The sequence below is a fragment of the Kibdelosporangium phytohabitans genome, from assembly GCF_001302585.1.
Taxonomy (GTDB): Bacteria; Actinomycetota; Actinomycetes; order Mycobacteriales; family Pseudonocardiaceae; genus Kibdelosporangium; species Kibdelosporangium phytohabitans.
This window is the reverse complement of record NZ_CP012752.1, coordinates 789,427-802,890: the sequence shown is the minus strand read 5'-3', so window position 1 is coordinate 802,890 and position 13,464 is coordinate 789,427. Positions and strand designations below refer to the sequence as shown.

General features: G+C 68.2%; 12 protein-coding genes. 4 read left to right on the top strand and 8 right to left on the bottom strand.

All coding sequences use genetic code 11. The annotated features are described in order from the left end of the window. The first annotated feature begins 13 nt into the window (after nucleotides 1-13). Nucleotides 14-1,465, top strand: a complete 1,452-nt coding sequence (locus AOZ06_RS03825; protein ID WP_083471484.1) for a protein-arginine deiminase family protein — start codon at nucleotides 14-16, stop codon at nucleotides 1,463-1,465. On the opposite strand, the gene AOZ06_RS03820 is transcribed toward AOZ06_RS03825, so the two are convergent. Genes AOZ06_RS03820 through AOZ06_RS03805 form a run of 4 tightly spaced genes read right to left on the bottom strand, consistent with a single transcriptional unit; the run spans nucleotide 1,466 to nucleotide 4,822 of the window. Next, a complete protein-coding gene (locus AOZ06_RS03820) occupies nucleotides 1,466-1,786 on the bottom strand; it encodes a winged helix-turn-helix domain-containing protein (protein ID WP_054288141.1) in 321 nt (106 codons plus the stop codon). Beyond that, complete coding sequence (locus AOZ06_RS03815; RefSeq protein WP_054288140.1) at nucleotides 1,783-2,412, bottom strand: hypothetical protein; 630 nt, start codon at nucleotides 2,410-2,412, stop codon at nucleotides 1,783-1,785. Before AOZ06_RS03815 ends, AOZ06_RS03820 begins: the two co-directional genes overlap by 4 nt. Before the next feature lie 9 nt (nucleotides 2,413-2,421). Beyond that, on the bottom strand, nucleotides 2,422-3,429 hold the full coding sequence (locus tag AOZ06_RS03810; protein ID WP_054288139.1) for a hypothetical protein: 1,008 nt from the start codon (nucleotides 3,427-3,429) through the stop codon (nucleotides 2,422-2,424). Next, complete coding sequence (locus tag AOZ06_RS03805; RefSeq protein ID WP_054288138.1) at nucleotides 3,380-4,822, bottom strand: MFS transporter; 1,443 nt, start codon at nucleotides 4,820-4,822, stop codon at nucleotides 3,380-3,382. The genes AOZ06_RS03810 and AOZ06_RS03805 overlap by 50 nt, the downstream gene beginning before the upstream one ends. Nucleotides 4,823-4,879: 57 nt before the next feature. On the opposite strand from AOZ06_RS03805, the gene AOZ06_RS03800 reads away from it, so the two are divergent. Continuing rightward, nucleotides 4,880-7,879: an ATP-binding protein gene (locus AOZ06_RS03800; protein ID WP_054288137.1), complete on the top strand. Its 3,000-nt coding sequence runs from the start codon at nucleotides 4,880-4,882 to the stop codon at nucleotides 7,877-7,879. A gap of 1 nt (nucleotide 7,880) precedes the next feature. Here the strand turns inward: AOZ06_RS03800 and AOZ06_RS03795 are convergent, their stop codons facing one another. Continuing rightward, nucleotides 7,881-8,258: a RidA family protein gene (locus tag AOZ06_RS03795; RefSeq protein ID WP_054288136.1), complete on the bottom strand. Its 378-nt coding sequence runs from the start codon at nucleotides 8,256-8,258 to the stop codon at nucleotides 7,881-7,883. A gap of 1,193 nt (nucleotides 8,259-9,451) precedes the next feature. After that, on the bottom strand, nucleotides 9,452-10,363 hold the full coding sequence (locus tag AOZ06_RS03790) for a DMT family transporter (protein WP_169798841.1): 912 nt from the start codon (nucleotides 10,361-10,363) through the stop codon (nucleotides 9,452-9,454). Nucleotides 10,364-10,429: 66 nt separating this feature from the next. On the opposite strand from AOZ06_RS03790, the gene AOZ06_RS03785 reads away from it, so the two are divergent. Then, on the top strand, nucleotides 10,430-11,230 hold the full coding sequence (locus AOZ06_RS03785) for an AraC family transcriptional regulator (RefSeq protein ID WP_218921928.1): 801 nt from the start codon (nucleotides 10,430-10,432) through the stop codon (nucleotides 11,228-11,230). 46 nt (nucleotides 11,231-11,276) lie between these two features. After that, on the top strand, nucleotides 11,277-11,720 hold the full coding sequence (locus AOZ06_RS03780; RefSeq protein WP_054288134.1) for a hypothetical protein: 444 nt from the start codon (nucleotides 11,277-11,279) through the stop codon (nucleotides 11,718-11,720). Here AOZ06_RS03780 and AOZ06_RS03775 read toward each other — a convergent pair. Both AOZ06_RS03775 and AOZ06_RS03770 read right to left on the bottom strand, forming a co-directional pair. Beyond that, nucleotides 11,680-12,546 carry an NAD(P)-dependent oxidoreductase gene (locus AOZ06_RS03775; protein WP_054288133.1) on the bottom strand — a complete coding sequence of 289 codons (867 nt, stop codon included), beginning with the start codon at nucleotides 12,544-12,546 and terminating at the stop codon, nucleotides 11,680-11,682. The genes AOZ06_RS03780 and AOZ06_RS03775 overlap by 41 nt on opposite strands. Continuing rightward, nucleotides 12,543-13,418, bottom strand: coding sequence for an NAD(P)-dependent oxidoreductase (locus tag AOZ06_RS03770; RefSeq protein WP_054288132.1), 876 nt, complete (start codon nucleotides 13,416-13,418; stop codon nucleotides 12,543-12,545). Before AOZ06_RS03770 ends, AOZ06_RS03775 begins: the two co-directional genes overlap by 4 nt. Nucleotides 13,419-13,464: the final 46 nt, after the last annotated feature.

The window sequence follows — 13,464 nt, the reverse complement described above, 5'->3', positions numbered from 1 at the left end:
TTGAAGGAGGGGCATGTTCTGGGGAGCCCTTGCCGTGATGGCGAGCGTGGTGGTGGCACCGCATATGGAGGTCCAGGTCGCGCGAGGCGGAGTCGTGTTACCCAACGTGGATGACGACGACCTGCGCTGCGGCACAACCCCCGCGTGCAACGACAGCACGGACGAGGTGGTCAACGGCAGTCGCGACGCCGACGATCTGACCACGGTCCGTCTGCCCTACCGTGCCGCGGTCGACGTACGCGGCCCCGCGCACCTGTTCGTCAAACGCGGTGACGGTTGGAAACTGGTCCGTCCCGGCGAGAAAGTCCACGGCACGCTGGGAGTCGAGGCGACGGCCGTGACACCGGACCGGATCGAGCTGACGATCGGCAAGAAGGTCGTCCCGCTGCGGGTCGCGCCGCTGCGCACGCACCACCACCTGCAGAAAGCCCAGGAAGTCCTGGTGACCGACGACCTGGCCGCGCCGACCGAGAGCGAAGGCGTCGTCGGCGAACTGCTCAAGCTGCGGCGCGCGGCGAAACCCGCCTTCCTGCAGCGGCTCGACGAAGCCAGCCCGGTCGCGGTGCGGCACGTGAAGATGGCCGACATCTGGACGCAGGACGTGCTGGAACCGGCCTACGCGGTCGCCGGGGACCGGCGTATGCGAATCATGATCCACACACCGCTGGCGGCGGGCATCGTGCTGCGTGGTCCCGACATCGGCGCGGTTCAGGTGCACGGGCCAGGCTCCAGCGTGGACGCGGGCGGCAACATCGAGACCATCCCGCCGTACCGCGGACGCCCGGAAGGCCGCGTGGTCATGGGCAACCGGCCGGACGAGCTGCCGAACGCCGGACTGCGTGCCCTGCTGGGCGATCCGCTGCTGCTGGACACGTCGTGGCTGGCCAACGCGCACGTGGACGAGTTCGTGCAGTTCCTGCCCAAGCCGGGTGGCTGGCGAATCGCTGTCGCGGATCCGTTGGCGGGCCTCGAGCTGCTGCGCGCGCTGCCCGGCGACACCAAACTGGTCGACGGTTTCCGGCCAGGCGAACCGATCCTGCTGGACTGGGCGAAACTCCGGTTCGTCCGCGAATCACCGACGGTTGCCGAAACGCTGGCCAACCACACCGGAGCCAACGAGGTCGTGGCACAGCGCATCGAGGAGAACCTCGCTGTGCTGCGCAAGGAAACCGGTGTCACTGATGTCGTGCGTGTCCCGGCGTTGTTCGAACACATCCCGAAGGTGGAACAGTCGATCGCCCATGCGGGCATGGGCGGGCTGCTGCCGACCGCCGTCAACGGGATCGTGCTGGACCGAAACCGTTATCTGGCGCCGGATCCGCACAATCCCGTGTTCCGCTCCGCGATCACGGCGGCCTACGCGAAAGCGGGGTACGCGGTGGACTTCGTCGACCACTGGCGAACCCATCACCTGGCCGGCGGCGGTGGCCTGCACTGCGCGACCAACGCGCTGCGGGCGATGTGATCAGGCCGGTTCGGCCCCGGCAGCGCGCTCGACACGTTCCACGATCCGCTTGAGGGCGGCGATTTCCTTGTCCAGCGCGGCTTTCCCCGCGCTGGACAACCGGACCCGGGTACGCGGCCTACGACCTTCGTAGCCCTTCTCGACGTCGATGAGACCGGCGTCCTCCAGCACCTTCAGGTGCCGGTGCACCACGCCGTCGGTCAGTTCCAGCGTGTCGCGCAGGAACGTGAAATCGGCGCGGTCGACCTCGCGCAACAATGCGAGCATGCCGAGCCGGATGCGTTGGTGCACAGCGTCATCGAGATCGCCCGTGAGGTTCATGCCGGCACCGCCCGGCGCTCGCTCGACGACAGCAGCATCAGGCCAGGCGCGATCAGATGCGCGGCCACGACCGACGCGAACAGCGGCAACAACTCGGCCTTGGTACCGGTCACATGCAGACTCGCGGTCGTCAGCCACAGCCCCGCGGTCAACCCGGACGCCACGACCGCGACCACTGCGGTCCCCCAACGCCGCTCCAGCGACGCGAGGACAAGCAACCCCAACGCCAACACGCATCGCAACAACGCCCCTGGGTCGCCGCCGGGCAGCACGATCGACACACGCTGGTCGAGCACAAGCGCAACCAGCGGCGCGACTGCCGTCAGGCACACCGTGGCCGCGATCACCAGCGCCACACGGGTATGGCGATACGTCGCACCCACCGCGGCGGCCTGCCGTCGTCCTCTGTGGATCACGACCGCCAGGCAGAACGGCACGACGAGCGGCCAGTAGAAGTCACTGGGCACGTACGGGCCGGCAGCGGGTTCGTCCACGCCGAGACACCACAGGCCGAGCACAAGCGCGGCCTCGCCGAGGATCGCGGCCCCGAAGACCGTCGTGACCAACGGCAACACGCTGGTGGCGCGCTGGGCACGTGCCCGCAGGTCCGCAATCCGGTCGATCACACCACGAGCCTAGACGTGGCCGCCCAGCACTGTCCGGACAGCCACGAGCTGGTCACCCGCGTAGTCGGCGTAGGTCGGGTAGAAGCCGTCACCCCAGTCGGTCATCGCGAACACGATCCGGGCGCCGCCGACCTCGATCTCACCGGAGCCGGTCTCGGCCGCGCGGACGTCCCGCATCACCCGCCAGTGGTGCGAGTGCGGCCGGAAGTCGAGCTTGACCAGCTTGTCGTTCGCGGCCAGCCACGCCTCCACGGTCTCGTAGCGCTCGATCGCCTCCGCCAGACCGAGGTTCTCCCAGCCGTGGACGCCTCCCGGCAACGCGGACGCGCCGTGCCCCTCGGCGGCTTCCTGCTCGTCCCGGCCCCAGAAGGCCACGTCCGCCTTGCCGTCGACCGGCCTGAGGTGACGCCACGAACCCAACGCGTCCGCGTCGGCGAACGACAGCCGTGCCCAGTCCACACCGACGCGGCCGAGGAATTCACTGCGTGTCACGGGTTCCTCACTGATCCGCACAGTGATGTCCTTGAGCCGCACGCCGTGCTCGCCGTAGTCGTGCTTGGTCGCTTCGACCGGTAACAGCCGGTCGGTGGGCAATCCGCCGACCGTCACCACAGGCACGCCGAAGACGAAGAACCCGCCGTCACCTCGGGAGATGCTGCGCCGGACACGCTCGCGGTGCGGCACGCGCTCCGGCTGAGGCTCGGCTCGGGCGTCGAATCCCTGGTCCTGGCAGAACTCCGCGAACTGCGCGGGCAGGTCCTGCACGTGGGACATCGGGATGTCGTACAGCGACACGCCCGCCTGCCTGTCGTACGCGGCCGCCGCCGCTTCCGCGTCCGGTCCGGTGATGGCGAAGTCGACCGCTCCGGAGATCTCCTTGGCCAGCCGTGGATCGTCGATCTCGAGCAGCACCGGGTCGATCTCGGCGGGCGAACGCTCGCCGGACCACGCACCCAGATAACCCCCATCAGCGACGACCAGGTGGCCGGACGGACACGTGATCTGTCCTAATCGCATCATCGGATCCTATTGCCTTCGCGCGCGGGGACAGCAGCCGGAGCACGAGCACGGACAGCAACGCCGTGACCACCGCGCATATGAGCGCGACCACGTTCAGTCCGGCTGTGAACCGCGTCGCTGTGGCCTCCAGCAACGGTTGCCCGTCGGTGGCGACGGCCGTACCGATGACACCGAGCACACCGACGCCGAGCGCGATGCCGAACTCCATCGCGGTCTCCGACATCGCAGCCGCCGAACCGGCTTTCTCCGGCGGTGCCGTGCCGATCACCAGGTCCGTGCCGAGCGCCATGATCGGTCCCACTCCGAGGTACAACAACGAGAACCCGGCCACCACGGCGGCGAGTCCCGCGGCGAGAGCCAGCACGGCGAACCCGATCGCGGCCAGCATCAACGCGACGCCGACGACGTACCCGGGCGCGAACCTGCTCGTCAGCTTCGGTGTGGCCATCGAACTGACCACGAGGACCAGCGCGGACGGCATCAGCCACAGCCCGGCCACGAACGGCGAGAAGTCCTGCACCAGCTGCATGTACTGCGTGACGAACAGGTAGACGCCGCCGATCGCGGTCATCGTGAACAGCTGCGTCATCAACGCGACGCTGAACGAGTGGCTGCCGAACATCCGCAGGTCCAGCAACGGATGCGTGAGCTTGCGCTGCCGTGCGACGAACAGCACACCGAACCCGAGCCCGGCGACGATGGCGATGCTCCCGGCCACACCGCCGTGCTGCTTGATGCCGTAGATCACCGGGAGCACCGCGGCCAACGCCAGGAAAACACTGGTCAAGTCCAGTTTCCCGGCTTCGGTGTCGCGGAACTCCGGCAGCAGGGCAGGCGCCGACAGCACGAGCACGGCCATGAACGGCACAGCGAGCAGGAACACCGCGCCCCACCAGAACCACTCCAGCAGCAGCCCGCCGACGATCGGCCCGACGGCGATCCCGGCCGAGAAGCACGTGGCCCACAGCGCGATCGCGGTGCCGCGCTGCGCAGCCGGGAACATCGTGCTGATCAGCGCCAACGTCGACGGACCGAGCGTGGCCCCGGCGACACCGAGCAGGCCCCTGGCGAGGATCAGCAACAGCGGATCCGGGGCGAACGCGGCGAGCACCGAAGCCGCGGCGAAGGCGGTCCCGCCGATCATCAGAAGCTTGCGCCTGCCGATCCGGTCCCCCAGCGTGCCCATCGTGACCAGGAAGCCGGCGATCAGGAAGCCGTAGCTGTCGACGATCCACAGCATCTCGGTGTCGGTGGGCCGCAGATCGGCGGCGAGGCGCGGCATCGCGAGGTACAGCACGGTCGCGTCCATGCCGAGCAGCAGTGTCGGAAAAGCCAGCACGGCGAGACCGAGCCACTCCCGGGCACCCGCCCGGGACACAGTTGTCTCCATGCCGCGAGCGTGCGCTCGACCGCCTACCAACGACTTACCAAGCTATTGTTCTGAACCGTGCGATTCGGCGTGCTCGGGGCGCTCACCGTGCACGCTCCGGACGGTGAGCCGATCACGGTCACCCGCGCCGCGGTCCGTCTTCTCCTCGCCGACCTGCTCGTTCACCAGGGACAACCGGTCTCGGCCGACCGGCTGGTCGAGGACCTGTGGGGTACGCGACCGCCGCGTGATCCGGCTGCCGCGCTGCAGGTGCGCGTCGCCCAGCTGCGGAGCGCGTTGGGCGACCGGACGCTCGTGGAATCCACGCCCGCGGGTTACCGGCTGCTCGCCGGGAACGTGGACGCGGCCGAGTTCGCCACGCTGACCGCACAGGCCCGGTCCACGTCCGACGTGCGGGCGAAGGTGGACCTGCTGGACCGAGCGCTCGCCTTGTGGCGTGGCCCGGCGTACGCGGACTTCGCGGATTCGACGTTCGCACAGCCCGTCATCACGCGCCTGACCGAACAGCGGCTCACCGCGATCGAGGACCGGCTGGCGGCTCTCACCGAATGGGACCTGGGCGAGCTCGCCGAACTGGTCGCTGAGCACCCGCTGCGCGAGCGGCTGCGCGCGGTGCACATGCGTGCCCTGTACCTGGCTGGGCGGCAGAGTGAGGCGCTGGCGAGCTTCCGGGAACTCGGCAGACGGCTCGGCGACGAGCTGGGGATCGATCCCGGCCCGGAGATCGTGCGGCTCCACCAGGAGATCCTCCGGCAGGACACCGCGCTGACCAAGGCACGGACCAACGTGCCCGCCGACGTCTCGGTGCTGGTCGGCCGCGCCTCGGCACTCGCCGGCGTCGGCGCGCTGCTCGACGCGGAACGCCTCGTCACGCTGACCGGCTCCGGTGGGGTCGGCAAGACACGCCTGGCGCTCGCAACCGCTCGCCGCGTGAACATGCCGGACGGTGTGTGGCTGGTCGAGCTGGCCTCGGCGGGTTCGGTCGCCGAAGCTGTCCTCGCCGCGTTGGGTGTCCGTGAGTACAAGGAACTCGCGCCGGCCGATTTGGTGCTGACGGCGTTGCGCGACAAGCGACTCCTGCTTGTCCTGGACAACTGCGAGCACATGGTCACTCAGGTCGCGGATTTGGTGTCACGGTTGTCGCGAACGGCTCCTGGTGTGCGCGTGCTGGCCACCAGCCAGGAACCGCTCGGTCTGCCAGGAGAGGTGCGGTATCCCGTGCCCCCGCTCGACGAACCGGATGCCGTCCGGTTGCTGACCGACCGTGTGAAAGCGTTGGGCCACAGCATCTCCGCGGACTCGGCTGTGGCGGAGCTCTGCCGACGACTCGACGGCATCCCGCTCGCGTTGGAACTGGCTGCCGCGCGGGTACCCGTACTCGGGGTGGCCGAGTTGGTGGCCAGGCTCGATGACCGGTTCCGTTTGCTGACCGGTGGTTACCGTGACGCTCCACCGCGCCAGCGGACACTGCGCGCGGTGCTCGACTGGAGCTGGGGCCTGTTGTCGGAGCAGGAACAAACGGTTCTGCGCAGGCTTTCCGTGCACGTCGATGGCTGCACACTGGCCGCCGCCGAGGCGGTGAGCGGACTGGATGTGCTCGACCAGCTCACAACTTTGGCCCAGCGTAGCCTTGTCGTCGTCGCACACGATCCTCAGCCGCGGTACCGCCTGCTGGAGTCCGTCGCGCAGTACAGCGCCGAACGCCTCGCCGAGGCAGGCGAGGACACGGCAACCCGTGGCCGCCACCAGGCCTGGTATTTGCGGCTGGCCGAGCAGGCGTCCGACGAGCTCTACGGTCCTGGTCAGCGGCAGTGGATCGCGACGCTGGACCGTGAATCGGCCAATCTGCGTGCCGCGCTGGACGGCATGCTCCGTGACGGCGACGCGGATCCGGCGTTGCGGCTCGCCAACGCGCTCACCGGGTACTGGTTCCTGCGCGGCAGGCGCAGCGAGTCGACCCGTGCCCTGACCGCCGCACTGGCGTTGGGCGGCTCGCCCGCGTTGCGCGCCGAAGCACAGGTGTGGCAGCTCGGCCTGGATCTGCTTGCAGGACAGCGAACTGACCGCGTGGCCGCGTGCGAAGCGGCTCTGCGCACGTATGAACCGTACGGTGACGCCGTCGAGTTCCCACGATCGCAATGGTTTCTCGGCTACGCGTTGTACGTGGCCGGGGAGCTGACCGCGAGTGAGGACCTGATATCCCGTTCCCTCGCGGCGGTGTCGGACGATCCGTGGTGCGAGGCGGTGGCGCTCGGTGTTCGTGCCGACCAAGCGCTGTTGCGCGGGGATCTGGCGACTGTGGAAACGGCCGGGCAACGGAGCGTGCGGCTGCTGGAGGAGATCGGCGACCGCTGGGGCCTGTCGCAAGTGGTGTCCCCACTGGCCGCCCTCGCCGAAATCACCGGCGACTACGAACACGCCGAACAGCTGCACACCGACGGCCTGCGCATCGCCGAGGAACTCGGCCTGTGGACTGACGTTTCCGAGCGGCTCACCGGTCTCGGCCGCCTGCGCCTGCTCGCCGGTGACTACGCCGCCGCGTGGGAGCTGCACGAGCGGGCGATGCGGCTGGCCGCCGAGCATTCCTACGAGCCTGGCGTGGTGCACGCCCAGTTCGGCCTGGCGCTCGGCGCCCGCCGGGAAGGCAAACTCGACCTCGCCGAGAAACACCTGGCCGCCATGGTCGAATGGCAGCTCAAATCAGACCACCCGCCCGGCGACGCACTCGTCTACGCCGAACTCGGATTCGTGGCGGAACTGCGCGGCGACGCCGACGCAGCGTTCGAACTGCACAGGAAATCACTGGCGGGGGCAGAGAAAACCGGCGACCCCCGCGCGATAGCACTCGCCCTGGAAGGCCTGGCAGGAGCACACGCACTCAACGGCGCCCCCACCAAAGCGGCCGAACTGCTCGGCACAGCAGCAGCCGCGCGGGAAAGCACCGGCGCGCCACTACCCGCAGCCGAGCGGTCCGATGTAGACAGAATCACCGCGACCGCCCGGCGCGCGATCGGCGATCAAGCCTTCGACGCCGCATACGCCCGCGGCGCGCGGTGAATCACTCCTCGACCGCGTGCGCCTCGATCTCCACCTTCATCCGCGGATCCATGAGACCAGACACCTCAACCATGGTCGCAGCAGGCAGCACATCACCGAAAACCTCGCTGTGCGCCTTGGCAACGAGCTCAGCATCACCGATGTCGGTCACGTAAGTAACCGTCCGCACAACGGCAGCCGGGCTGGAACCAGCCTCCGCCAGCACGGCGTTGATGATGTCAAGAACAGCCTTGGCCTGCTGATAGGCGTCAGTTCCGTCGAGGTGCGGATCACGAGCGGTGGTGCCCGAGACAAACACTTGATTGCCAACGCGAACCGCCCGACTATAACCGAAAACCGGCTCGAAACGACCACCCGAAGAGATGTTCTGCCTTGCCATGACACTCCCCCTTCTAACGCACTGATACCTACACAAAGATCTCATAGGCGAGTACCGGCGAGAGGTTGGACGGCCTGTTCGTGTTGCACGCTGGCGACTTATGCGCAAGCGCAGAACCAGCCCACAGCGGCCCGCGCGCCAGAGCAGAACCGGCCCCGAGCGGCTCGCGCCCAAGCAGCGCAGACCGTCCCGCAGCGGTGTGCGCGCCAGCGCGGAGGGGTGGTTCGGGGGTGCTCCTGCCCGTCGGCCTGGGCTACGCCAACCACGGTCTGTCAGGAGGTCCGCCTACGTTTCTCGCGGGCATCAGTGCAGGCCCTACGGGCCTCTTGACAGTCCGTGGTTTCCTCCGGGCAGGTCGTCGGGCAGGAGCGCCCGCGCATCGAAGGACACACCCCTGGGGCCGGGGCTGTGGAGACGAAGGACACCGGCCACCCGCTCCTGCCCCGAGGTCTGCTCCCGGCGAGGGACATCTTGTTCCGTGCACTGAACCGCAGCGTTCGACACACCGGGTCATAGCTGGGATGTGAGCACGGAACAAGCGGGTCCCTCGCCGGGAGGCAGACCTCAAGGCAGGAGGCGGCGGTGGGTGTTCTTCCAGACCACAGCCGAGACCTTGATGCGTGTACTGAGAAGGCGTGGGCGCTCCTGCCCGACGGCCTGCCGGAGGCAACCACACGCGTCAAGAGGCCCGTTGTGCCTGCGCTGATGCCCGCGACAAACGCAGGCGGACCTCTGGACACGTGTGATTGGGCTACGCCCAGGCCGACGGGCAGGAGCACCCCCGAAGCCCACATCTGCGCTAACGCGCTCACCGCTCAGGGCTGGCTACCGCTCGACCGGCTAGGCGGTCTTTGCCCAAGCCATAGCGGCCCGGTCCGCGCTGGCACACTCACCGCTGCGAGTTCAGTGTCACTCAACCGACCGGACAGCCCTTCGCGCAAACCGTGGGCGGCTGGTCCGCACCACAAGCGAACCCCAGCGCCAGTCCGCCCCACACGCAAACCATCGCGAGCCGAACACCGAAACCTTTGAAACCCCTACACCTATACAAACAGTCCCCCACCCAACCCGGGGGGCGTCCCTGCTCCAGTCTAACGGGGTGACGGCTGGTCAAGGGGGTTACTGGTCGGTTGTGGACAAGTGGATTTGACGGTGGCACCGTCGGTTTGAGGTGCTTCGCGTTTTTCGATGGGTCACGCCGAGGCGCTGGCCACCTGGACTGGGCGGCGGTGCTTGCGCACGGCACCGCCGCCCATGGTCGCCAACCACGCCCCGACCAGCATCCCCGCTGCGCCGACCGCCTGCACCGGGGTGATCGACTCACCCAGCACGATCCACGATCCGAGCAGGCCGAACACGGGCACGAGGAACATCGCCGACGATGCCGTCGCCGGTCCGACGCGGCCGACTGCCTGGTAGTACATGACGTACGCCAACGCCGTCGGCAGTGTCGCCAAGTAGGCCTGGTTGAGCCAGAAGCCAGCGTCCAGAGTGGACCATGAGACGTCGGCGAAGAACGGCACAGCGAGTGCTCCCAGCCCCAACGCGCCCGCGGCCGCCGCGAACGTCGTGACTGTCAGCGCGGGCAATCGGCCGAGCAGGGGCGCTCCGCAGATCGTGTACGTCGCCCAGCAGCAGGCCGCCGCGAGGAACAGCAGGTCACCGAGGATCCGGCCGGACCCGCCTCCGGAGATGCCGACGAAGAACACCGCGGCTCCGGCCACCGCGATCGCGAGGCCGCTCACCGAACGAACCGTCAACGTCCGCCTTCCCATCAGCGCGGTCACCGCGACCGTGATCACTGGTGAGCACACCGGGATGATCACGCTGCCGTCCGCCGAGGGCGCGAGCGACAGCGCCAGGAAGAAGCACGAGTTGTACGCGAACATCCCGACCACGCCGAGGCCCGCGAGCTTGCCGAGGTCCGGGCCGCCGACCCGCTTGCGGACCAACACGCTGTGCAACACCAGCAGCACGACCGCGCCGAGCCCGAACCGGAAGAACGACGCGACCTGCGGCGGCACGTCGTGCACCGCGATCTTCGACAAGGCGAACGCACTCCCCCAGAACGCCATGACCAGCACGAGCATCAGATACGTACGCACAGTGGCCATCCTGTGCGGTGTTCACGGTTGGGTCTTGAACGCTCGTGCGCGAGGCACAATGGAACCGTGGAGTGGGTCCGTTACCAGCGCATGGCCGATCGTCCGGTCGAGACGATGCACGCCCATTTCGACCAGCACAGCTATCACATGCACAGTCATGACACGTACTCGTTCGGCCTGACTGAACTCGGCGCGCAGGTCTTCGGTTGCCGGGGGTCACGCCGGACCAGCGCGGCGGGCATGGTGATGGCGTTCAACCCGGATGAGCCGCACGACGGGCGTGCCGGGCACGAACTCGGCTTCACGTACCGCATCATCCACATCGGCCCGTCGCTGATCGCCGACGTGTTGTCCGACCAGGCTGGGCGACCGGCCGGGTTGCCGCTGTTCGCCGAACCCGTGCTGTACGACCCTGTCCTGGCCGACGCGCTGGACCGGATGTACCGCAGTCTGTCCCCGTCTGCGACTGCCTTGGCCAAGGACGAGGCGCTCGCCGACACCGTCGCCGCGCTCGTTCGCCGTGCCGCGCTGCACCCGTCCGCCGAGGCGGCGCCGGTGTTGCCGAACGTCCGGCGTGCCCGTGACCTGCTCGACGAGGCGTACCTCGAGCCGCTGGGGGCTGACGACCTCGCGGACGCGGCCGGGTGCAGCCGGTTCGCGTTGTACCGGGCGTTCAAATCCGCCTACGGCATGTCTCCCAGTGACTACCAACGGCAACTCCGCCTGCGCGCGGCTCGCCGCCTGATCGTCGCGGGCATCTCTCCGGCCGAGGCCGCGAGCCGGGCCGGATTCGCCGACCAGGCCCATCTGACCAGGTGGTTCCGCCGCTGTTACGGCATCACTCCCGGTGAGTACCAGCGCGCGTGATTTTCCGGATGTTGAGACTGGGCGGGCCGCCGCTTAGGGTGCTGCGGTGGGGTTATTCGGTACGTATCTGTACGACGGCGACTCGTGGACAGCGCACGACGCCGACATCCGGCCCGAATCGACCGGGCCGTGGCTGATGGTCGACGTCCATGACAGCGACATCGCCATCATCAGCTACCACCCGCCCGGTCCCGGCACCGGTGTCGCCTACATCGGTGTCACGCCCCGGGTCTACTTCGACGACGAGAACGCCTCGGACCCGACGGACGTCGCCCGTGAGGCCGAAGGGCTCGCCGCCTGGCGTGAGGAACTCGGCGTGTCCCCGGTCACATCGGACGACCTGGTCGACTTCCTGGCCGAGGACGATCCGGAGAAGTGGGGCGACGACGAGGACGAAGACGAGGTGGAGTCCTTCGTCGAAGCCAAGACCGCCGAGTTCCTCACCGCGCTCAACGTCCCTGTGCCGGACGATCTGCGGCTGCCGACTTGACCACCTCGTAGAGGCTGGTCCAGTTGTCGCGGCCGTGCCCCTTCGCGATCGCCCTGTCGTACATGGACTTCACCGCGTACGGCAGCGCTGAGTCCACACCGGACTCGTTGCTCGCCCCGACGATGTGGTCGGCCGTGGCGCCCATCATGATCACGTTGGCCGCGTCGCCGGGGTACTTGCCTTCCTCGATGTGCTTCAACGCCTCAGGCAGGTAGTACGACACCATGTCGAAGTTCTCCACCGCGTACGGCAGGTACTCCGCCGCGGGCACGCCCGCTGCCTCGACCAGCGCGGTGGCGTGCAGGTAGGACGCCAGCGCGGTCAGGAAGATGTCCAGCTGCGCCTGGTAGAACAGCTGGCCCAGTGCCGGATCCGTGCCGACGTACCTCACCGCGCCGATGATCCCCAGCTGCGGCTCGTACTGCCGGATGAGGTCCTCCGGGCCGCTGTAGAACACGTACGCCTTGTCGGTGCCGACCAGTTCGGCCGGGACCATGACGCCGCCGCCGATCAGGGTCGCGCCGCGCTCCTCGGCCCACCGCGCCGCCGCCCTGGTCTTGTCGGGCGTGTCCGAGCTGAGGTTGACGATCACCTTGCCCCCGATGGTCTCGCCACCGAGGATGTCGTACATCGCCTTGTAGTCGGTCAGGCTCAGGATCACCAGCTCGCTGGCCGCCAGCGCTTCGGCGACGGTGGGCGCGATCGTGGCGCCGAGGCCCTCGGCGCGTGACGCGGTCCTGTTCCACACCGTGACTTCCTGGCCGGCTTTGCGCAGGCTCCGGACCATCGCCTGACCCATCGGTCCGAGGCCGATGACTGTGATCATTTCTTCCCCTTCTTCAAGATTTCCACCACACCGGCGATGTCCTCGTGGCCGTGCCCGTCCGCGACCCGGCGCGCCATCAGCGGGCCGAGCGGAGCCAGCAGTTCGGGGCTCATCCCGAGCTCCTCGGCCGACAGCGTGAGGTTCACGTACGCCTCGGACTGCATGCCGATGTTCGACACGACGTCGATCGCGTAGTCCTGCTTGTCGATCTGTTCGGCCATACCGTCGATGGACCCGAGCATCGCGCTGACGTACTGCTTGAGCAGCGGCGCGAACTCCTGCGCCGGGACGCCCGCCGAGGTGACGAGCGAAAGGGCGTGCAGGGCTCCGACGAACATGCCGTACATACCGCTCAGCAACCCGATGTCGTACAGCGCGGCGAACCCCGCGTCGGTGCTGACGTAATTCGTGCCACCGAACGCTTCGAACACCTGCTTGTTCGTGTCGAAGGCGCTGCGTGAGCCGCTGTAGAACACGAACGCGGGAGGCGCTCCGATCATCGGCGGGATGGCCATGATGCCGCCGTCGAGGTAGTCGACGTCATAGCGCGTGGCCAGCTCGCGGGCCTGGCCCGGCGTGCCGTTGGTCAGGTTGACCAGGACCTTGCCGGTGAGTGCGTCGCGTGCGGTGTCGAGCACGTCGGTCACGGACTTGTAGTCGAGCAGGCAGACGATCACCAGCCTGCTGGCGGTTACCGCGTCGGCCACCGTGGGCGCATGTGTCGCACCCGCCTCGACCAGCGGTTTCGCCTTCTCTGGTGTGCGGTTCCACACAGTCGTCGGGTATCCGGCCTTGAGCAACGCCCTGGCCAGGGCACTTCCCATGTCGCCGAGCCCGAGAACCGTCACCGCGGGCTTGCTGAGATCTGGCATGTCCCCACTCTGCGAGGCGCCGCGCACGGATCGCTGCGGGTCCGCG